Genomic DNA, 19,660 nt, shown 5'->3' with positions numbered 1-19,660 from the left:
TATATGAAATCCCGCACTTTCATGAAACCGGCCAGCGCCACTCGGCCCGTCGAAGCGCTGGTCGGGCACATCACTTCCTTTTTCGGCCCAGGTGAGCCTATTTGTGAGGCTGACTAACCGTAGGGTCCTGAATCTGTATCACCCGCCCTTCGCGCCACGCATCAGCGCCCGGCAACACCGCGGGTGCAACGATATCGGCCCTGGCAGCCTTTCGTTCAGCACTGCTGCTGCCAAACCGCTCATCACGCTCTGACACCCTCTTCTCATCTGCCTGACCATCAGCGGTAAAGCCCATCATCAATTGAGGAACGCCCAGCGGCAGTTGCTTATCCATATCGGTATGCCAGGTATGCCACGTCTTGCCGTAGGTCCCCACAAGCTTTTCCATCAACGCATGCTCTGCCGGCTGCGGGATACCCGGCGCGAATAGCTGGCCGGATTTGACCTCATGCACATGGCTATGCCAGAGCGCCTTTTCCTGTTCGGGAAGCGTGCTGAACAGTTGCTCGCTGATGATGTACTCCACGCCCATCAACTTGGCATCTTTCATATTGCCGTCGAAAATCGTGCACTGAATGACCTCTTCGTTAAGGATCGAGCAGTAATGATGGGCTTCCATCTGGTCTTGCATGCGGCCATTGTAAAAATGGAAACCGTTGAGGTAGGCATTCAGTTCATTGATGGGCGGACGACTCTGCAACGCATCCGCACCCACATCAAGCGCCTGGGTCAGCGGCGCCTTGGCTTCCCCCGGCGCCACCACTGCAGATCGTGTATTGCTCTCGCCACATGCCAGCAACATCCCCAGGCACAGCGAAACGGTTGAACACTCCAGCGCTATACGCCAATTGAAACCCTTCATCTTCCCCTCCCTGACCGTTCGAGGTCGAACCGGTGACGACAACAAGGTTCAGAACCCTCGCCTACCGCCAGGTTTCGACTTTCTGCCAGTCAGGGGACAGCAGGTATGAAAACGGGCCGATCAGGCGCATGCACTTCGGGAAAAAGGCTGAACGAATCGAGAACCCCCTCAGTCCGAACTCATACAAGCCGTACATGCATGCCCCATAAGACTGATAAAAGGAAGGATCAAATGGCTCACTTAATCAAAACATCCGCACTCGCACTGTTGATTTCTCTGGCTGGCCAGACGGCCATCGCCGCTCAGGATAGCGACGACTTCGTGGAGGATGCCTCTGCCAAAGGCATTGCCGAAGTGGAAGCGGGCAAGCTTGCGCAGGAAAAAGGCAGCTCTGAGGATGTGAAAAAATTTGCCAGACAGATGGTCCAGGACCACACGGCAGCCAACAACAAGCTCAAGGCCCTGGCCGAAAGCAAGAATCTGGAGGTTTCGGATGACACGACAATGATGGATAAAATGAAGTCGATGATGTTGGAACTACGCGACGCCAAGCCTTTCGATCGGGCATATATCAATAATCAGGTGAAGGCTCACGAGGAAACCATCGCCCTCTTCGAGGAGGAAGCGGCAAACGGCGAGGACGCCGAACTCAAGGCTTTCGCTGCAGATACACTGCCCAAACTGAAGGAACATCTCGCTCATGCGAAGGAGCTGGCAAAAGTTCATGGTGGCGACACCGGCAATTGAAGCTCGCGCTTCGCCAGACTTGCGGGTCTGGCGAAGCTGCAAGCTGCAAGCTGCAAGCTGCAAGCTGCAAGCTGCAAGCTGCAAGCTGCAAGCTGCAAAAAGTATGGGAGGTATTGCAGGAAAACCTATAGCATCGAAAGCAGATATGTTGCTTTATTGGAAGTGCAGTAAGGATTTTGTTTCGGATAAGATCGCGTGACTGGATCTTTTTGGCAGGCCTTGAACATGTCGCTCAAGGCCAAGGAAATGGTGGGTCGTGTAGGATTCGAACCTACGACCAATTGGTTAAAAGCCAACTGCTCTACCAACTGAGCTAACGACCCTCTGTTGCGTGGCGCGTATATTACTGATTTCTATCAGTAATTCAACACCTTTCTGTAAAAAATTTAAAAATAGCGTGTCGGGTCTGCAACACCAGCGGCTGCGAAGCCTTCTGCGCGCAGGCGGCAGCTGTCGCATTTGCCACAGGCACGACCTTCATCATCGGCCTGATAGCAGGAAACGGTCAGTCCGTAATCGACGCCCAGAGCCACACCCGCCTTGACGATGTCGGACTTGCTGAGGTTTTGCAGCGGCGCACGGATAGTGAAGCCCTGACCTTCCACACCGGCCTTGGTGGCCAGATTGGCCATGCGCTCGAACGACTCGACGAACTCGGGACGACAATCCGGGTAGCCCGAATAGTCCACGGCATTGACGCCGATAAAGATGTCGCGGGCTTCCAGCACTTCTGCCCAGCCGAGAGCCAGGGACAGGAACACGGTATTGCGCGCTGGCACGTAAGTGACCGGAATACCTTCAGTCGGTGCCTCGGGAACGGCAATGGAGCTGTCGGTCAATGCCGAACCACCGATGCCATTGAGGTTGAGGCCGATGACCTTGTGCTCGATGGCGCCCAGGTCCCGAGCGACACGTGCAGCAGCGTTCAGCTCTGCCCGGTGGCGCTGGCCATAGTCGAAACTCATGGTGTAGCAGGCGTAACCTTCGGCACGGGCCATGGCAACGACAGTAGCTGAATCAAGCCCGCCGGACAGCAGGATTACGGCTCGTTTCTCGGTCATGGTCAATTCACTCATTTTCAGCGCCCCGGCTCGTCGTCCCAAAGAATTTTATGCAACTGCATCTGCAAGCGGACCGGCAGGTTGTCTGCCACGATCCAGTCGGCCAGGTCACGGCCTTTCAGCTCATGGTGGCTGGCAGAGAACAGCACTTCACCTGCACGCTTGTCCAGCCCGTACTGAATCAGCTTGGAGACAGCCCAGTCATAGTCGTCCCTGGAACAGATCACGAACTTGACCTGATCGTTGGGCGTCAGCAATTCCATGTTTTCGTAGCGGTTGCGAGAGACTTCCAGCGAGCCAGGCGTCTTCAGATCGACGACGCGGCTGACACGACTGTCTACAGCCGAGATATCCAGGGCACCGCTGGTTTCCAGCGAAACCTCGTAGCCGGCGTCACACAGACGCTCGAGCAAGGGAATGGCATTGGGCTGGGCAAGAGGTTCGCCACCGGTTACACAGACATAACGCGGACGATAGGCAGCAACCTGCTCAAGGATGTCTTCCAGCGACAGGATCTTTCCGCCGCTGAATGCATAGGCACTGTCGCAATACTGGCAGCGCAGCGGGCAACCCGTGAGGCGCACGAATACGGTGGGCAACCCAGCCGTACGAGTTTCACCCTGCAACGAGTAAAAGATTTCGGTGATACGTAATGTGTCTTGCATATGGGCCACGGGCGTAACAGCTAAACAGGCCGTCCGCCTCCGTCAGGCACTTCAAGGCACCCTGCACTCGCAGAATCCAGTGAAGCGTAATAATTACCGGAATTTCGGGTGCGAAATTCTAACGAAAAAAGCCGCGACAAGCGCGGCTTTCTTGAATGACGGGCTCAGGCATCAGAGACGCTGAAGATCCCGCTGTGCCAATTGTGCAGCCGAAGTGCCTGGATATTGGGCCACGACTTGCTGCAGGATGCCTTTGACCTTGTCGGTGTGACCGAGGCGACGCTCGACATCGGCAAGCTTGTAAAGCGAATCAGGCACCTTGGCGTGCTTCGGGTACAACTGACTGACCTTGGCAAATGCCTGACCAGCGCCTTGAAGGTCGCCTTTGGCCAGGTTCACTTCACCCAGCCAGTATTGGGCGTTGCCCGCATACGAGCTGTTTGGGTACTTGCGCAGGAAAGCGGTAAAAGCCTGGCTGGCTTTATCGAAATCCTTGGCCTTGATCAAATCGAAGGCAGCTTCGTAATAGAGCTTTTCCTTCGCCGGATCAGGAGGCTCTGTGCCTGCTGCCGGAGCCTGGGCCGCTGGGGCCGAAGGCGTCCCGCTGGCGTCGATACTGCCGCCAGAAGGTTGGGAATTATTGGTAGCTGCAGCGGCTGCGCCACTGGAGATACGCGAGTCGAGATCCTGATAACGCTCCAGCGCTTCCTGCTTCATGCGCTGAATATCGTTCTGCTGGACTTCAACGAGACCACGCAAGCGCGCGATTTCTTCCTGCATTTGCTGCAATTGCATGAACAGCTGACCATTTGCCGAGGTCGGGGCCGAAACCCCTCCCCCGGCATAGGCGCCGGACGTGCCATAACCAGCTGGCGGATAACTGCTGCTGCCAGAGCCAGAATTGTCATCGACCACGGGAACCGCACCCCACGCTGAAAGCGGGAGAGTGAGGGCCAAAACGGTTAGAGCACGTCGGCACGTTCGCATGTCAAATTACTTACGCAGTTCGACGCGACGGTTTTGAGCCCAGGACTGCTCGTCGTTGCCGGTAGCAACTGGACGCTCTTCGCCGTAGGAAACCAGTTCCAGCTGAGCTGGGGAAACACCTTGCAGAACCAGGTAGCGTTGAACGGCTTTCGCACGACGCTCGCCCAGAGCCATGTTGTACTCACGAGTACCACGCTCGTCGGTGTTGCCTTCCAGAACGACGCGAGCGCCGTTTGCTTTCAGGTCCTTGGCATGCACGTCCAGAGCACGCAGTGCTTCTGGCTTCAGATCCGAACTGTCGTATTCGAAGTAGAAGGTGGTGATTGCACGCAGAGCAGCTTCTTCGCTCAGGCTGCCATCTACAGCGCCAGTGTTGGCACCGTAACCAGCGTTAGGGTCAACAGCGCCAGCGCCAGCGTTATCGCCGCCTTTGGACGAGCAACCAACAGCTACAGCCATGGCCAGAGCCAGCGCAGCAAACTTACCAAACTTCAACATTTCCATCTTGAAACTCCTAATGAACCCCAGTGTGTTAAGCAAATCGTGTAGCGCCGCGTCAGTTCAGGTAAGGGGACCAGGAAGGTTCTCTGACTTCGCCTTGAGCGGTAGGAAGCGGGAGCCTTACGCGTCCGTTAATGGACACGAGCATCAAGACTCCCCGGCCCTGCTGGCGGGTGGCGTAGATTACCATGGTGCCGTTGGGCGCAACAGTAGGCGACTCATCAAGGTTGCTATCTGTAAGGATTTTTACACTTCCGCGAGCCAAATCCTGTACCGCTACCTTGAAATTCGTGAAGCCGTCCTGCCGGTGAATCATTACCAGCGTCTTTTCATCGGCTGACAATTTCGGGTTGGCATTGTAGTTACCCACGAACGTTACACGCTCGGCACCACCGCCATTGATGTTGGTCTTGTAGATCTGTGGCTTGCCGCCACGGTCCGACGTGAAGTACAGCGTAGAGCCGTCCTTGCCGAAAAACGGTTCGGTATCGATGGACGAATCGTTGGTCACGCGAGTCAGCTGACGGGAAGCCAGGTTGATCACGTAAACCTCGGGGTTGCCGTCCTTGGACAGTACGAACGCCAGCTTGCCGCCATCGGGCGACCATGCAGGCGCGCCGTTGAGGCCTTCGAAGTTGGTGATCTGCTCACGACGACCGGTGTCGATGTGCTGCACGAAAATACGTGGACGCTTCTGCTCGAACGATACGTAGGCGATACGCTTGCCATCCGGCGCAAAGCGTGGCGACAGGATCGGCTCACGGGACTGCAGCAGCGTTACAGCACGTGCACCGTCGTAGTCCGAACGTTGCAGGGTGTAACGGGTGTTGCTTTCCGAGAAGCGTTCGGCGGTCACGTACAGCATGCGGGTGGAGAACGCGCCCTTGATGCCGGTCAGTTTTTCGAACGACTGGTCGGCGATGTAGTGCGCCATGTCCCGCAACTGGTCATTGGTGCCCGACACGCTGCCGGTCAGGACCTGCTGCTCGGTGGCCACGTTGAACAGAGCGTACTGGATCTGCAGACGACCGCCCGCAGGGACGATGTTGCCGACCATGACGTACTGCGCATTCAGGGCCTTCCAGTCACGGAAGATGATTTCGCTTGCCTGGGTCGGCAGGCTGATCATGTTCTGTTTTGGAATCGGCGAGTAGTAACCCGAGTTGCGCAGGTCGTTACTCACGATATCGGCCATGTCCTCAGGCAGCACATTGCCGCCCTGCCAGCCAAAAGGCACCACAGCAATCGGAGTGGCGCGGTCACTTCCGCTGGTGACCATGATGTTCTTTTCTTCCGCAACGGCTAAGCCCGCCGCACAGCAAAGAACCAAAAGCAGTCCTCGAAGAAGGTTAATCACAAGGCTAGATCCTCAGGTGTGAATGTCATCTTGAATGAACGATAGGGAGCGAAGTCCGCTGGCTTCAAACCCTGCATTTCTGTCAAACGACCAATATTCTTGACCGCTGCCACTGCCGAACTGTCGAACGGACCGTCACCACTGGACCTGGCAATAGTCACCGAAGTCACTGTGCCGTCCGGCAACATGCCGATCTGCAATACCACTGCCATGCCTTTGCGCGCCGAGGGTGGGCGAGCCCAGCCTTCGGATGCACGCAGACGAATCAGGTCATCGAAGTTACCCGCTACCTCATCGCCCACTTCATCGGCCAGAGCCTGTTGACGCTGAGGCTTGTCGGAAAGCAGGTCGGCCAGAGCCTGTGCCTTCTTGTCCTCGGCAGCCTTGCGCGCAGCTTCCTGAGCCTTTTTGGCTGAGTCGGCAGCAGCTTTCTTCTTGGCGTCCTCGGCAGCCTTTTTCTTCGCGTCTTCAGCCGCTTTTTTCTTCGCTTCATCGGCAGCCTGTTTCTTGGCTTCCTCGGCGGCGGCCTTCTTGGCGTCTTCCTCGGCTTTTTTCTTCGCCTCTTCTTCGGCCTTCTTCTTGGCTACATCAGCCAATTGTTTCTCTTCGGCCTTTTTCGCATCGGCAGCTTTCTTGGCGTCATCGGCCTTTTTGGCTTCCTCGGCTTTCTGCTCGGCTTTCTTCGCCTCGTCAGCAGCCTTCTGTTCTTCGGCTTTTTGAGCAGCCTCTTCTTTCTTTTGTTCCGCAGCCTTTACAGCTTCCTGTTTCTGCTGCTCGATCTTCTTCTGCTCCAGCTGCTCGACTTCAGTCTGTCGTGCAGCGGCTTTCTTTGCCTCGCCGGCAATCTTCTGGTTGGTCTGGGTCGTCGCCTGACTCTTGGACTTGAGTTGATACAGAGTAGCCTGAACCACAGGCTTGGCCTCCGGCAACTCGGGAGTCATGGCAAAGCTCACGAAAAGCATGCCAAAAATCAGGATATGCAGGCCAACGGCCCAGACAGAGGGCCAGAAGTAGCTTTCCGAGGCGGACGGCTCTCGAATCGGCTGCATCAGGGGGCCTCAGTAATCAAGCCAACATTCCCTACACCAGCTTTCTGCAGCCCGCCCATCGTGCCCATGACAGAACCGTAATCAACGGTCTTGTCACCACGAATGAACACCTGCGTCTGCTTGCCTGCATCACGACCGGCAGCGACTATCTTGGTCACGGCAGCGGTCAGTTGCGGCAGGGTCATTGCCTTGTCCATCTGTTTGTCGGTATCGACTTCGCTGCCAAGGTTCCAGTAGTAGGTCTTGTCAGCCTTGATCGAAATGGTCAGGACCTGATTGTTGTTGTCCTGCGGCAAAGCCTCGCTGGAGACCTTGGGCAAGTCGACTTTCACGCCCTGGTTGATCATGGGAGCGGTCACCATGAAGATGACGAGCAGCACCAGCATCACGTCGATGTATGGCACCACGTTCATTTCGGCGACCGGCTTGCGTTTTCTGCGACGATCTCGAGCGATTAAAGCCATGGGGAATTACCTGCTCACTCTTCGCTGGTATGCACTTTACGGTGCAGGATCGCCTGGAATTCTTCGGCGAACGTGTAGTAACGACTGATCAGGGTTTCGCTGCGAGCGGAAAAACGGTTGTAGGCGATAACAGCCGGAATGGCCGCGAACAGGCCGATGGCCGTTGCGATCAGTGCCTCGGCAATACCCGGCGCCACAGTGGCCAGGGTTGCCTGCTGTGCAGTCGCCAGACCGCGGAAGGAGTTCATGATGCCCCAGACCGTACCGAACAGACCGATATAAGGGCTGGTGGAACCTACGGTAGCCAGGAACGGCAGGCCGGCTTCCAGCTTTTCTTCTTCGCGGGAGATCGCAACGCGCATGGCACGGGCCACGCCTTCCATCACGGCATCGGGATCGACGCCAGCCTGCTGGCGCAGACGGGAGAATTCCTTGAAGCCGGCACGGAAGATCTGCTCGACGCCGGAATCCGGGTCAGGGTTGCTGCCCGCCTGACGATACAGCTTGGACAGATCGATGCCCGACCAGAAACGCTCCTCGAAGCTGTCCAGTGCGCGTCGACCGGCACGCAGCATGTTGCCGCGCTGAAAAATCACGATCCACGAAGTGACTGAAGCAGCCACAAGCATCAGCATCACCAACTGAACAACAATGCTGGCATTGCTGACCAAACTCCACATGGAGGAATGGTCGACTACGTTAGCTTCCACGCTTTATCTCCTGCTCTGAATGTATGCCCGCGCCGCTCTGGCCGGCAAAGGCCGCTCGCAAAGCTTCGGGAATGGCCCGGGGTTTCAAACTATCGGCGCGTACACACGCCACCAAAAACTGCCCCTCACAGAGCAGCGTTGCATCCGCAGCCAGCCTGACCTGCTGCTTGAAGCGCAGGCTGACACGGTTCAATTCGATTACTTCAGCGCTTACCAGCAGCTCATCGTCCAGACGCGCAGGCTTGTGATAACGAGCCTCACTTGAATGCACGACAAACAGCAGGTCCTCCTTCGCAAGCTCGGACTGGGCAAAACCCAGCTCTCGCAGTTGCTCGGTACGAGCCCGCTCCATGAATTTCAAATAGTTGACGTAGTAGACGATGCCGCCTGCATCCGTGTCCTCGTAATAAACGCGACAGCGATGTGCGAACGACGGAGCCCCGTTTTGCGCGCGCATACTCTAGTGCTTACTCCTCGGGTTGCCAATCGGGTCAGGCAACTGTTTTTCATGGTTTGGCCACTTATTGATGGCTTCTGCCATCACGCTGGCAGTGTGACCATCAAAAGTGCAAATAAGTCGCTCATGGCCACTATTAATACGTCGGGCCATCTGCAAAGTCCTCCGACGCTGGCATTTCGCCCATTCGCGAAGGAATGTTCAACCCGAAATGCAGGTAGGCATGCCGGGTAACGACCCGTCCACGCGGTGTGCGCATGATATAGCCTTGCTGGATCAAATAGGGTTCCAGCACATCTTCGATGGTGTGCCGCTCCTCACTGATGGCAGCCGCCAGGCTGTCTACGCCAACAGGACCGCCGTCGAACTTCTCGATCATGGTCAGCAGCAGGCGCCGGTCCTGATGATCGAAACCGTGCTCGTCGACATCCAGCAGGTTCAGTGCCTTGTCGGCCGTTTGCCGGGTGATGTGGCCATTACTGCGAACCTGGGCGAAATCCCGTACGCGTCGCAACAGGCGGTTGGCGATACGGGGAGTGCCACGAGCACGACGGGCAATTTCAAAGGCCCCTTCCGGCTCGATGGCCAGCCCCAGAATACCGGCTGAGCGCGACACAATGGTCGACAGGTCGGCGATGCTGTAGAACTCCAGACGCTGAACGATCCCGAAACGGTCACGCAGCGGGTTGGTCAGCATGCCAGCGCGAGTCGTCGCCCCCACCAGGGTGAAAGGAGGCAGATCGAGCTTGATGGAGCGGGCCGCAGGACCTTCGCCAATCATGATATCCAGCTGGAAGTCTTCCATGGCCGGATACAGAACCTCTTCGACGATTGGCGACAGGCGATGGATTTCGTCGATGAACAGCACGTCGTGAGGTTCGAGATTGGTCAGAATCGCCGCCAGGTCACCCGGACGCTCCAGCACAGGGCCGGACGTGCTCTTGATCGACACCGACATTTCCTGGGCAATGATATTGGCCAGCGTGGTCTTGCCCAGCCCCGGCGGGCCGAAGATCAGGGTGTGATCCAGCGACTCGTTGCGCCCGCGCGCAGCCTGGATGAACAATTCCATCTGCTCGCGCACGGTCGGCTGACCGATGTAGTCAGCCAGGCTCAGAGGACGAATGGCACGGTCCAGTTGTTCCTCACGATCACGGCCACTGCTGGCGGTAATCAGGCGATCAGCTTCAATCACTTACGCCATCCCCTTCAAAGCACGTCGGATCAGATCTGCACTGCTCAAGCCTTTTTCCTTGATCGCGGAGACGGCCTTGCTCGCCTCTTGAGGTTTGTAGCCCAGAGAAATCAGCGCGCTGACCGCATCGGACTCGGCAGATGCCACAGGTTCGGCCTGATTCGGGCCATCGGAAACCAGCGCAAACGTGCCCGGCAATGCTTCCCAGGCCTTGAAGCGGTCCTTGAGCTCGACCAGCAGACGCTCGGCGGTCTTCTTCCCGACCCCCGGAATCCGGGTCAAGGCCGAAGTATCCTGCGCCTGGACGCAACGCACCAGTTCATCGACCTCAAGGCCCGACATCAGCGCCAGCGCCAGTTTCGGGCCGACGCCATTGAGGCGAATCAGCTCACGAAACAGCTCACGCTCGCGCTTCTCGTAAAAACCATAGAGCAGATGCGCATCTTCGCGAACCACCAGATGGGTATGCAAAGTCACCGGCTCACCGACATGCGGCAAACGATAAAGCGTTGTCATGGGTACTTCCAGCTCATAGCCGACGCCATTGACGTCCAGTACCAGATGCGGTGGCTGCTTCTCGGCGAGAAAGCCACGTAAACGTCCAATCACGTATCAGATCCTTTCGTGTTGCCCATCGCTGGCGTCGCCAGTGCAAAAAATATGAACACCATCATCACAGGAGTAGCCAGACCTGCAAGCAAAAATATGCATGCGGATGATGCAGTCAGAGACGCAACCGACCACCACGACTGCGTGCAGTCCCCAGACCATGGGGAATGAGGCTTGAACGCGTGTGCGCATGACACAGCGCGATGGCCAGCGCATCGGAGGCGTCGATCTGGGGTTTCTGGGTCAGCTTGAGCAAATGCATGACCATCATCATCACCTGCTCCTTGTTGGCACCACCGGTGCCGGCAACCGCCTGCTTGACCTGAGTGGCCGTGTATTCGGCAATCTCCAGCCCTTCCTCGGCACCCGCCACAATGGCCGCGCCCCGGGCCTGGCCCAGTTTCAGCGCAGAATCGGCATTGCGCGCCATGAAAACCTTTTCGATCCCCATGGTGACAGGACCATGAGTCTGGATGACTTCACGCACACCGCGAAACACAATCTGCAGCCGCTCCTGAAGCTCACCGGCTCCCGTGCGAATGCAACCCGAAGCCACATAGACACAGCCGCGCCCGGTATCACGTACAACGCCATAACCGGTGATTCGCGAACCGGGGTCGATGCCAAGAATAAGAGTCATAACGCCCGCAACTTGAAAAGTAACGCAAAACAATTGATGCAGCATAAAGGCAGAAGCCGGAGGCCGATAGCGGCGTGATCATCACCGCTTCCTGCCTCCGGCCTCCAATGTACAGCGAAACAACCTGCAATCAGCCAAGCTGCTCCAGAACGTCATCCGGAATTTCCGCGTTGGAGTAGACGTTCTGCACGTCATCCAGGTCTTCAAGCATATCGATCAGCTTGAGTACCTTTTCAGCGGTTTCCAGATCGAGCACGGCACTGGTGGTGGGCAACATGACGATTTCCGCGTCAGAAGCCTTGAAACCCGAGGCCTCCAGCGCGTTACGCACGGCATAGAAACCGGCGAACGAGGTGAACACGTCGATGGAGCCATCTTCGTTGCTCACGACATCGTCGGCATCAGCCTCCATTGCCGCTTCAATCAGTGCGTCTTCATCGACACCGGCAGCAAAGGAGATCTGCCCCTTGCGGTCGAACAGATAAGCCACGGAACCGTCAGTACCCAGGTTGCCGCCACACTTGGTGAAGGCATGACGAACGGCAGCGGCAGTACGGTTGCGGTTATCGGTCATGGCTTCAACCATGATGGCAACGCCACCGGGGCCGTAGCCCTCGTAACCCAGTTCCTCGACATCATTGCCATCGTCGGCACCGACGCCACGTGCAACAGCACGGTCAATGGTGTCGCGGGTCATGTTGGCGCCAAGCGCCTTGTCCAGCGCCAGACGCAGACGCGGGTTGGAACCTGGATCACCACCACCCTGACGGGCAGCGACAGTCAGCTCACGAATCCACTTGGTGAAGATCTTGCCTTTCTTGGCATCCTGACGCTCTTTGCGGTGCTTGATGTTCGCCCACTTAGAATGACCTGCCATTTCTCGCTCCAGATTCTTTTTGAAACACCTTCACCTTTTACCCGCGTACACGGGCAAAAGGCTTTTTACTCGACAGGCGCACTGCAGAGCGCATCAAAAATGCGCCCTGCACCGGCATCACTCGGCCTTCTGCTGCTCGCGCAGGCGAATGTGCAGTTCACGCAGAGCCTTGGCATCCACGACGCCAGGAGCCTGGGTCATGACATCGGCCGCGCTCTGGGTTTTCGGGAAGGCAATCACTTCACGAATCGACTGGGCGCCGGTCATCAGCATCACCAGACGGTCCAGACCGAAAGCCAGGCCACCATGAGGCGGTGCGCCGTATTTCAGTGCGTCGAGGAGGAAGCCGAACTTCTCTTGCTGCTCGTCTTCGGCGATACCCAGCAGGCGGAATACAGCCTGCTGCATTTCCTTGCGGTGGATACGGATCGAACCGCCGCCCAGCTCGGTACCGTTGAGTACCATGTCGTAAGCGCGGGACAGCGCCTTGCCAGGGTTGGCTTCCAGCTCTTCAGGGGTGCACTTCGGCGCCGTGAAGGGGTGGTGCAACGCGCTGAAGCTGCCGTCGTCGTTCTCTTCGAACATCGGGAAGTCCACGACCCACATCGGTGCCCACTCGCAGGTGTGCAGCTTGAAGTCGTTACCCACCTTGATACGCAGCGCGCCCAAGGCCTCGCTGACGATCTTGGCCTTGTCCGCACCGAAGAACACGATATCGCCATCAACCGCGCCAACGCGATCGAGGATCACATTGAGGTTGGCTTCCGGGATGTTCTTGACGATGGGCGATTGCAGGCCATCAACGCCGTTGGCGCGATCGTTGACCTTGATGTACGCCAGGCCCTTGGCACCATAGATGCTGACGAACTTGGTGTAATCGTCGATCTGTTTGCGCGGCATACTTGCACCGCCCGGAACGCGCAATGCGGCAATCCGGCACTTCGGATCGTTGGCAGGGCCGCTGAAGACCTTGAACTCGACGTCCTTGAGCTGATCGGCAACATCCACCAGCTCCAGAGGGTTGCGCAGGTCAGGCTTGTCGGAACCATAGCGACGCATGGCTTCTTCGAAAGTCATGTGCGGGAATTCACCGAATTCCAGATCCAGGACTTCCTTGAACAGCTGACGAACCATCTTCTCGGTCAGGCCGATGATGTCTTCTTCACTGAGGAAGCTGGTCTCGATGTCGATCTGAGTGAACTCAGGCTGACGGTCGGCACGCAGGTCTTCGTCACGGAAGCATTTGGCGATCTGGTAGTAACGGTCGAAGCCGGCAACCATCAGCAATTGCTTGAACAACTGAGGCGACTGCGGCAAGGCAAAGAAGCTGCCAGGGTGTGTACGGCTTGGTACCAGATAGTCGCGAGCGCCTTCAGGCGTGGCGCGAGTCAGGATCGGAGTCTCGACATCCAGGAAGCCGTTGTCATCCAGGTAGCGACGGATGCTGGTGGTGATGCGCGAGCGCAGACGCAGCTTCTCGGCCATTTCCGGGCGACGCAGATCGATGAAGCGATAGCGCAGGCGGGTTTCTTCGCCGACGTCGGAGTATTCGTTCAGCGGGAACGGCGGAGTCTCGGATTCGTTCAGGACTTCCAGCTCGTAGCCCAGCACTTCGATGGCGCCGGAAGCCATGTTGGCATTGACGGCACCGGCAGGACGGGCACGCACCTTGCCGACGACCTTGACGACATATTCGCTGCGCACACGGTCGGCAGCGGCAAAGGTATCGGCACGATCGGGATCGAACACCACCTGGGCCATGCCTTCACGGTCGCGGATATCGAGGAAGATCACGCCTCCGTGGTCACGACGACGGTGGACCCATCCGCAAAGGGTAATTTCCTGACCTTCCAGACTTTCGTTCAGTTGGCCGCAATAATGGCTGCGCATCATGATGGTGTGTTCACTTCTCGTAATTCGAAATTCGGTGGGGGCTTTCGCTCCTGGCCGCTCAATAGTGCAAGGCACCGGCATCCAGTTCAAGCCAGTCCCTGCCACGCGGAGCCATGCCCGTCAGCAAGGCGAAGGATTATATAGAGTTAATCGAGGCCGTGCAGCCGAACGAACTCATCCTGTCTGGATAAGTTCGTATTAGTGCCGGGCAACAGGCTTGCGACACCGCTCGAAAGGACCCGTCAGCAGCGAGTCCGGAGAAATATCAGGCTTGAACCTGCTCAAGGCGATCAGCCTTCAAAAGGTGCGCAACACACACGACGCGGATCAGCCCGCTGAAGTTCTTCACACCGCCGTAACGCAGATGAACCTCCCTGTCGATATAGGAAAGCACTGCATTCACGGAGCAGTTATTGGACCGGGCTATCGCCGACAATATATTCCAGTAGACCTTTTCCAGACGCAGACACGTCGCCAGACCGTTAAGGCGCACCGACTTGGAATGCGGCTGTGCCAGATTCATATTGAAATCCTCGACAAAAGGATCATTGCGTATGGACGAATGCCTGCTTAAATCTTTGACCTCACGTTCAACACCTCTGACCATGGCTATTCCACCTCTAAAAAATCAATTCGAATCCCGATAAGAAACATTTAAAAATAAATAAATGCGACTCCTATAAGGCCCGATTAAAGATCTTATATCCAGCGGAACCATTACCTTGTTTCTGTAGGAGATGACTACAAAAGAATACAGAATAAGGAAACACCAAAAGCGCTATAACTTAAGAAAAGTTCGCCGATGCGTTTAATATTTATACTTTTAAAAACAGGCTACAAGTGTATCATCAGATCGAACACAGGAAGGCTCGACTGCAGCGCGTTGCCATACAGGTTGCATGGGACGGCAACGCGCTCCGGGCAGAAGGGCAAGAGCCCTGCTGTCAGCGGGACTCGAGCATCGAGCGCAACATCCATGCAGTCTTTTCGTGAACCTGCATGCGCTGGGTCAGCAGGTCTGCCGTCGGCTCATCACTTACTTTATCCAGCAGAGGAAAAAGACTACGAGCCGTGCGGACAACAGCCTCTTGGCCCTGAACCAGACTTCTGATCATATCTTCAGCACTTGGCACGCCTTCTTCTTCCTTGATCGAAGACAGACGAGCATAAGTTGAATACGTACCTGGCGCTGGAAAGCCCAGAGCACGAATACGCTCGGCAATGGAGTCGACAGCCAGTGCCAGTTCGTTGTATTGCTCTTCAAACATCAGGTGCAGTGTGCGAAACATCGGCCCACTGACGTTCCAGTGAAAGTTGTGAGTCTTGAGGTAAAGTACATAAGTATCCGCAAGCAGATGCGAAAGACCGTCTACGATCGATTTGCGATCCTCTTCACTGATACCGATATCGATTGCCATGTTTCATGCCCTTTTAATGAGGATTGGAAAGCAGTAACAGAGCTACTTTATCAAGAGACGCCAACGGGCGCAGCCTTCTATTGGTGCACTCGCTCAAATAGGCACATCCATACAGGAAAGTAGCGCCTGATTCGTCAAGCCTGTCTGACCCCGCCCCGACAAAACGAGTTCCATGAATTCGTCAAAGGCCAGCCAGAGGCTCTGGCTCAAGGTCGCCAGCGGCTATTGGAGCAGACGCTTTACTGGCGCCAACAAAACCGGCGAGGCCTCACAGGTACTTGATTTGAGTAGAGTTCGGCTTTGCTGTTAAATACACGGCGTGTCGCTACCGATCCTGCCATCCGGCTGTAGCGCATAGGCTGGACCATCGCTCGTGCATCACGCCTCCACTTTTTCAGAAGCGTACCGGGCGCTACCAGCTATTTCCTTGTGATCCTTCTTAATGTGAGCTTTTTAAAAATGTTGAAAATCGTCCACCTGGTAACAGGAGCAGCAGCCCTGCTGTTGTCCCTCATACCCAGCCTGCGTAGTGAAATGCTCCAACCCGATGCGCTTTATCTCGCTTTCTTCGGGCTGCTCAATCTGGTGCTTGCTCCAGTGATCCCCTATTGGAACCGGGGACCGCGTCACAACCTGCAAAATCTGGTCAGTGCTCTGCTTGTTCTTGCTGTCATCATCCAAATCCTTACCCTGCTTGTTCCACTCGATAAAATCGCTGGCCTGCCAGCCGTCATGATCAGTCTGATCGTCGCTGTGGCTGCCGTTGCTCTGCATCTGGGAGTGAGCTTCTACAGATCCTCTCCTTCTCCAGCACCTCAAAGCCAGGACCTGGGCAATCGCGATACTGGCACCGTGAAGTGGTTCAACACGTCCAAGGGCTTCGGCTTCATCTCCCGTGACTCGGGTGACGATATCTTCGTGCACTTTCGCGCCATTCGCGGCGAAGGTCATCGCGTACTCGTCGAAGGCCAGCGTGTCGAGTTCTCCGTAATGAACCGCGACAAAGGCCTGCAGGCCGAAGACGTCATCGCCGCATTGCCGCGCCGCTGATTTCTACCGCCCAATAAAAAACCGCGCCTTCCTCCGGGAAAGCGCGGTTTTTTATGCAGCAACCCTCAGTAATGAGGCGGCGGAGCGTCCTCGACGAACGTATCGAACTGACTGCCCATTTCTTCCTGACGCTTGAGCATCGCGCTCATTTGCAATTGCAGACGATCCAGCTCACGTCGCTGCACCACCAGCACATCATTCAACGCCTGAAGCGTGTCCTCCTGAAAGGTCAGGCGGCTTTCCAGCTCCATGACTCGCTCTTCAAGATTCATGGTCATTCACCCTCAAATCGAAAGTCTTGCGTCAACACCGGCCTCAAGCGTTCGAGAACCGCTGCGAACTGCTCGTCCGTATAAGGAAGAGCCGGATGTTTGCCCCATACAGGCGCTGGCCAGGCAGCATCGTCACGCTTGCGAACGATGACGTGCATGTGAAGCTGACTGACAACATTACCCAACGCCGCGACATTGAGTTTATCAGCGTCGAACGCGCCCTTCAGGATTTGAGACAGAACGGTGGTTTCCTGCCACAACTGCAACTGATCCTGCACCTCAAGCTGAAAGACTTCACTGATCTCCGGGCGACGCGGCACCAGGATGAACCATGGGTAACGGGAATCATTGGACAGCAACAGCCGGCACAACGGGAAATCGCCGACAGGCAAGGTGTCCTGCTTGAGACGTGAATCCAGAACGAACACGATAAAGCTCCCAGGTTGAATGTCTGCCCCGCAGGATACGCAGGATCGAGCGACGCTTCACCCTGCAGGATGCATTTTATCGCGAAGCGGCGAGTACACCGTCAGGGCCTGCGCACCAACTTGCTCACCCGCCCCCGGCAATTGCACCAACTTGATCCACCCACATCACTTACCGGCCAGCCCCGCGGGCTTGCCTTCGATACGCAAAAACGGCAAAAAACGACACACAGACATAAAAATGAAACAACGTCATGCCAACCCTATGGGCAGATGAAAACGGGGATCCAGGTTGTGGCAGCGCTGCGAGTCAATGCACCAAAAAGAAACACTTTGGTATACCAAGCAGAGCACTGACACAGGATTTACTCAAATCCCGGTGCATGCAGTAACATTTTATTGCATCTCCCCCCTCGAACGACTGTCCAGCAGCCTGCACAGCATCGCTTTCATCTGCTCGGACAACCCGATCAAAATCATGAGGTTATGGTCATAACACCCGGTAAAAACTGAATTTTCACATTTTTTTTCGAAAAATTTGAACTTTGTGCACGCTTGTTGCTTTAACCCTCAGCATGGTCACGATGCTTCTGGCGGAAAACACAGGCATCAGGACCAAGGGAAGCAACAGCTCGCAGCTTCGAGCACACACCCTGAAGCCTCTCTGTAGCCGCTTTGTTGCAATCCGGATACGAGATTTCAAGGGTATCGAGGCTGAGGACGAGATAAGGAATGATGCACATGCGACCTGTGCGAAACGTTTAACGACATCGCCGTAAAGATTTCGGAAAGACAGGTTTGCAACTATCGTAACCACGGTCAGCGTGATATAGATTTTCGCCGACAAAAAAAGAAAGAGCCGCCCAGATAAAAAACAGGTGGGACGGCCTGAAACTTCTTAAAACCAAAGGAGCAATCACGATGAGAGTGATGAAGTGGAGCGCAATCGCACTGGCAGTTACTGCAGCCAGCGCCCAGATGGCAACAGCAGCACCGTTTGTTAGTGACCAGGCTGAAGCCAAGGGCTTTGTCGAAGGCAGCACTCTTGACCTGAAGTTGCGCAACTACTATTACGACCGTGACAAGAAAAACACCACTGGCCCTAACCGTCGCGATGATAAAGACTGGACTCAAGGTCTGTGGGTCAACTACAGCTCCGGTTACACCCAAGGCACCGTTGGTGTCGGCGTCGAAGCATTCGGCTACTTCGGCCTGAAACTGGACGGCCAGAAAAAATACTCCGGCTCCGGCAACCTGGTGACCAGCTCCGACGGCTCCAACGAAGACAGCTTTGGCAAAGGCGGCGGCGCGGTCAAATTCCGCGTATCGAAAACCGAGCTGAAAGTCGGCGACATGCAACCTACCAGCCCAGTATTTGCAGTTGGCGGTAGCCGCCTTGTTCCTCAAACTGCCAGCGGTATCAGCCTTCAAAGCAGCGAGTTCAAAGGCCTGGACCTGGAAGCCGGTCACTTCTACTCTGGCACCAGCCAGGATGACACCAACCGTAGCGGCAAAATTTTTGCGAACTATGCTGGCGTAGAGGCTAATAGCGCTGATTTTGTTGGTGGTAAATATGCCATCACCGAAAATCTGGGCGTTGCATTCTACGGCGCAAAATTGGAAGACATCTGGAACCAGTACTACGCCAACGTGAACTATGCATTGCCTCTGGGCGGTGATCAGTCTCTGGCATTCGATGCCAATATCTACCGCACACTTGATGAAGGTAGTGCAAAAGTAGGCTCGATCAATAACACCACGGCCTCGGGTTCCGTCGCTTACTCCTTCGCAGCGGCACACACCGTAACGCTGGCCTTCCAGAAGGTCGACGGTGATACTCCGTTCGACTATATCGGTATCGGCGACAACAACCGCGGTGGCGATTCAATCTTCCTGAACAACTCCGTTCAGTACTCCGACTTCAACGCACCTAACGAGAAATCCTGGCAGGTTCGTTACGACCTGAACATGGCTCCCTATGGCGTTCCTGGCCTGAGCTTCATGACTCGCTACCTGCGCGGCTATGACATCGACGGCACCAAGACTCCAACTGGCAGCTCATACGCAGGCATCTATGGCGAAGACGGCAAACACCACGAAACCAACTTCGAAGCCAAGTACGTCGTACAGGCCGGCCCAGCCAAGGACCTGTCCTTCCGTATCCGTCAAGCATGGCACCGTGGTAACGATGCCCAGGCCGACGGCGACGTCAACGAGTTCCGCCTGATCGTCGACTACCCGATTTCGGTTCTGTAACCGCAACTCAGGTATCGGCTACTCAAAAAGCCCGGCAGACCAAATGCCGGGCTTTTTCATGCGCCCGAAAAGTACCTCCCTGTGACTCAGCGCCAGCCGCGCCCTGTACGCGACCGGCACACCACCGTACAATGCCGGGTCATTTCCAGTCCCAGCAACAGACAA

The 19,660-nt window shown here is 56.1% G+C and carries 22 protein-coding genes, 1 tRNA gene and 1 pseudogene; 4 read left to right on the top strand and 20 right to left on the bottom strand.

Annotation, left to right across the window (positions count from 1 at the left end; translation table 11 throughout):
- Positions 1-97: 97 nt before the first annotated feature.
- Entirely contained in the window at positions 98-862 is a 765-nt protein-coding gene (locus KQP88_RS06480) for an OBAP family protein (RefSeq protein WP_216705132.1), read from the bottom strand.
- A gap of 231 nt (positions 863-1,093) precedes the next feature.
- Here KQP88_RS06480 and KQP88_RS06475 point away from each other — a divergent pair, with 231 nt between their 5' ends.
- Positions 1,094-1,609, top strand: a complete 516-nt coding sequence (locus KQP88_RS06475; protein ID WP_200993503.1) for a DUF4142 domain-containing protein — start codon at positions 1,094-1,096, stop codon at positions 1,607-1,609.
- A 247-nt stretch (positions 1,610-1,856) separates the two neighbouring features.
- On the opposite strand, the gene KQP88_RS06470 is transcribed toward KQP88_RS06475, so the two are convergent.
- The 17 genes from KQP88_RS06470 to KQP88_RS06390 form a co-directional block, all read right to left on the bottom strand.
- Positions 1,857-1,932, bottom strand: a tRNA-Lys gene (locus KQP88_RS06470).
- A gap of 63 nt (positions 1,933-1,995) precedes the next feature.
- Positions 1,996-2,670: a 7-cyano-7-deazaguanine synthase QueC gene (gene queC / locus KQP88_RS06465; RefSeq protein WP_200993545.1), complete on the bottom strand. Its 675-nt coding sequence runs from the start codon at positions 2,668-2,670 to the stop codon at positions 1,996-1,998.
- Between the two features lie 17 nt (positions 2,671-2,687).
- Positions 2,688-3,335: a 7-carboxy-7-deazaguanine synthase QueE gene (queE, locus tag KQP88_RS06460; protein ID WP_216705131.1), complete on the bottom strand. Its 648-nt coding sequence runs from the start codon at positions 3,333-3,335 to the stop codon at positions 2,688-2,690.
- A 171-nt stretch (positions 3,336-3,506) separates the two neighbouring features.
- On the bottom strand, positions 3,507-4,322 hold the full coding sequence (ybgF, locus tag KQP88_RS06455; RefSeq protein ID WP_038399765.1) for a tol-pal system protein YbgF: 816 nt from the start codon (positions 4,320-4,322) through the stop codon (positions 3,507-3,509).
- Between the two features lie 6 nt (positions 4,323-4,328).
- Positions 4,329-4,826 (bottom strand): peptidoglycan-associated lipoprotein Pal, encoded by a 498-nt coding sequence (gene pal / locus KQP88_RS06450; protein ID WP_025259009.1) that lies wholly within the window; start codon positions 4,824-4,826, stop codon positions 4,329-4,331.
- A 52-nt stretch (positions 4,827-4,878) separates the two neighbouring features.
- The gene (gene tolB / locus KQP88_RS06445) at positions 4,879-6,180 is read right to left on the bottom strand and encodes a Tol-Pal system beta propeller repeat protein TolB (RefSeq protein WP_025259008.1); all 1,302 of its coding nucleotides are present in this window, start codon (positions 6,178-6,180) and stop codon (positions 4,879-4,881) included.
- Positions 6,177-7,229: a cell envelope integrity protein TolA gene (tolA, locus tag KQP88_RS06440; RefSeq protein ID WP_025259007.1), complete on the bottom strand. Its 1,053-nt coding sequence runs from the start codon at positions 7,227-7,229 to the stop codon at positions 6,177-6,179. The genes tolB and tolA overlap by 4 nt, the downstream gene beginning before the upstream one ends.
- On the bottom strand, positions 7,229-7,693 hold the full coding sequence (gene tolR / locus KQP88_RS06435; RefSeq protein WP_002554654.1) for a protein TolR: 465 nt from the start codon (positions 7,691-7,693) through the stop codon (positions 7,229-7,231). Before tolR ends, tolA begins: the two co-directional genes overlap by 1 nt.
- A gap of 14 nt (positions 7,694-7,707) precedes the next feature.
- The gene (tolQ, locus tag KQP88_RS06430) at positions 7,708-8,403 is read right to left on the bottom strand and encodes a protein TolQ (RefSeq protein ID WP_200993501.1); all 696 of its coding nucleotides are present in this window, start codon (positions 8,401-8,403) and stop codon (positions 7,708-7,710) included.
- The gene (gene ybgC / locus KQP88_RS06425) at positions 8,393-8,860 is read right to left on the bottom strand and encodes a tol-pal system-associated acyl-CoA thioesterase (RefSeq protein WP_198724999.1); all 468 of its coding nucleotides are present in this window, start codon (positions 8,858-8,860) and stop codon (positions 8,393-8,395) included. The genes tolQ and ybgC overlap by 11 nt, the downstream gene beginning before the upstream one ends.
- Before the next feature lie 136 nt (positions 8,861-8,996).
- Positions 8,997-10,055: a Holliday junction branch migration DNA helicase RuvB gene (gene ruvB, locus KQP88_RS06420; protein ID WP_200993500.1), complete on the bottom strand. Its 1,059-nt coding sequence runs from the start codon at positions 10,053-10,055 to the stop codon at positions 8,997-8,999.
- A complete protein-coding gene (gene ruvA, locus KQP88_RS06415) occupies positions 10,056-10,664 on the bottom strand; it encodes a Holliday junction branch migration protein RuvA (RefSeq protein ID WP_117164654.1) in 609 nt (202 codons plus the stop codon).
- 115 nt (positions 10,665-10,779) lie between these two features.
- Positions 10,780-11,304, bottom strand: coding sequence for a crossover junction endodeoxyribonuclease RuvC (gene ruvC / locus KQP88_RS06410; RefSeq protein ID WP_025259002.1), 525 nt, complete (start codon positions 11,302-11,304; stop codon positions 10,780-10,782).
- A 130-nt stretch (positions 11,305-11,434) separates the two neighbouring features.
- Complete coding sequence (locus KQP88_RS06405) at positions 11,435-12,181, bottom strand: YebC/PmpR family DNA-binding transcriptional regulator (protein WP_216705130.1); 747 nt, start codon at positions 12,179-12,181, stop codon at positions 11,435-11,437.
- Between the two features lie 117 nt (positions 12,182-12,298).
- On the bottom strand, positions 12,299-14,074 hold the full coding sequence (aspS, locus tag KQP88_RS06400; protein ID WP_200993499.1) for an aspartate--tRNA ligase: 1,776 nt from the start codon (positions 14,072-14,074) through the stop codon (positions 12,299-12,301).
- A gap of 265 nt (positions 14,075-14,339) precedes the next feature.
- Positions 14,340-14,681: a ribbon-helix-helix domain-containing protein gene (locus KQP88_RS06395; RefSeq protein WP_051427717.1), complete on the bottom strand. Its 342-nt coding sequence runs from the start codon at positions 14,679-14,681 to the stop codon at positions 14,340-14,342.
- Between the two features lie 337 nt (positions 14,682-15,018).
- Positions 15,019-15,492 carry a Dps family protein gene (locus tag KQP88_RS06390; RefSeq protein ID WP_216705129.1) on the bottom strand — a complete coding sequence of 158 codons (474 nt, stop codon included), beginning with the start codon at positions 15,490-15,492 and terminating at the stop codon, positions 15,019-15,021.
- A gap of 459 nt (positions 15,493-15,951) precedes the next feature.
- On the opposite strand from KQP88_RS06390, the pseudogene KQP88_RS25525 reads away from it, so the two are divergent.
- A pseudogene (locus KQP88_RS25525) lies at positions 15,952-16,212 on the top strand (cold shock domain-containing protein membrane protein); the annotation flags it as partial.
- A gap of 108 nt (positions 16,213-16,320) precedes the next feature.
- Complete coding sequence (locus KQP88_RS25520) at positions 16,321-16,542, top strand: cold shock domain-containing protein (protein WP_004667445.1); 222 nt, start codon at positions 16,321-16,323, stop codon at positions 16,540-16,542.
- A 65-nt stretch (positions 16,543-16,607) separates the two neighbouring features.
- Here the strand turns inward: KQP88_RS25520 and KQP88_RS06380 are convergent, their stop codons facing one another.
- Both KQP88_RS06380 and KQP88_RS06375 read right to left on the bottom strand, forming a co-directional pair.
- Positions 16,608-16,814 carry a SlyX family protein gene (locus tag KQP88_RS06380; protein WP_095067205.1) on the bottom strand — a complete coding sequence of 69 codons (207 nt, stop codon included), beginning with the start codon at positions 16,812-16,814 and terminating at the stop codon, positions 16,608-16,610.
- A 2-nt stretch (positions 16,815-16,816) separates the two neighbouring features.
- Entirely contained in the window at positions 16,817-17,242 is a 426-nt protein-coding gene (locus tag KQP88_RS06375) for an HIT domain-containing protein (protein ID WP_216705128.1), read from the bottom strand.
- A gap of 918 nt (positions 17,243-18,160) precedes the next feature.
- Between KQP88_RS06375 and KQP88_RS06370 the strand changes: the two genes are divergently transcribed.
- The gene (locus tag KQP88_RS06370) at positions 18,161-19,495 is read left to right on the top strand and encodes an OprD family porin (protein ID WP_216705127.1); all 1,335 of its coding nucleotides are present in this window, start codon (positions 18,161-18,163) and stop codon (positions 19,493-19,495) included.
- Positions 19,496-19,660: the final 165 nt, after the last annotated feature.

The sequence above is a fragment of the Pseudomonas lijiangensis genome (assembly GCF_018968705.1).
In the GTDB taxonomy this organism is placed as follows: domain Bacteria; phylum Pseudomonadota; class Gammaproteobacteria; order Pseudomonadales; family Pseudomonadaceae; genus Aquipseudomonas; species Aquipseudomonas lijiangensis.
Note: the sequence above shows the minus strand (reverse complement) of the source record. Positions and strands in the feature narration are given on the sequence as shown.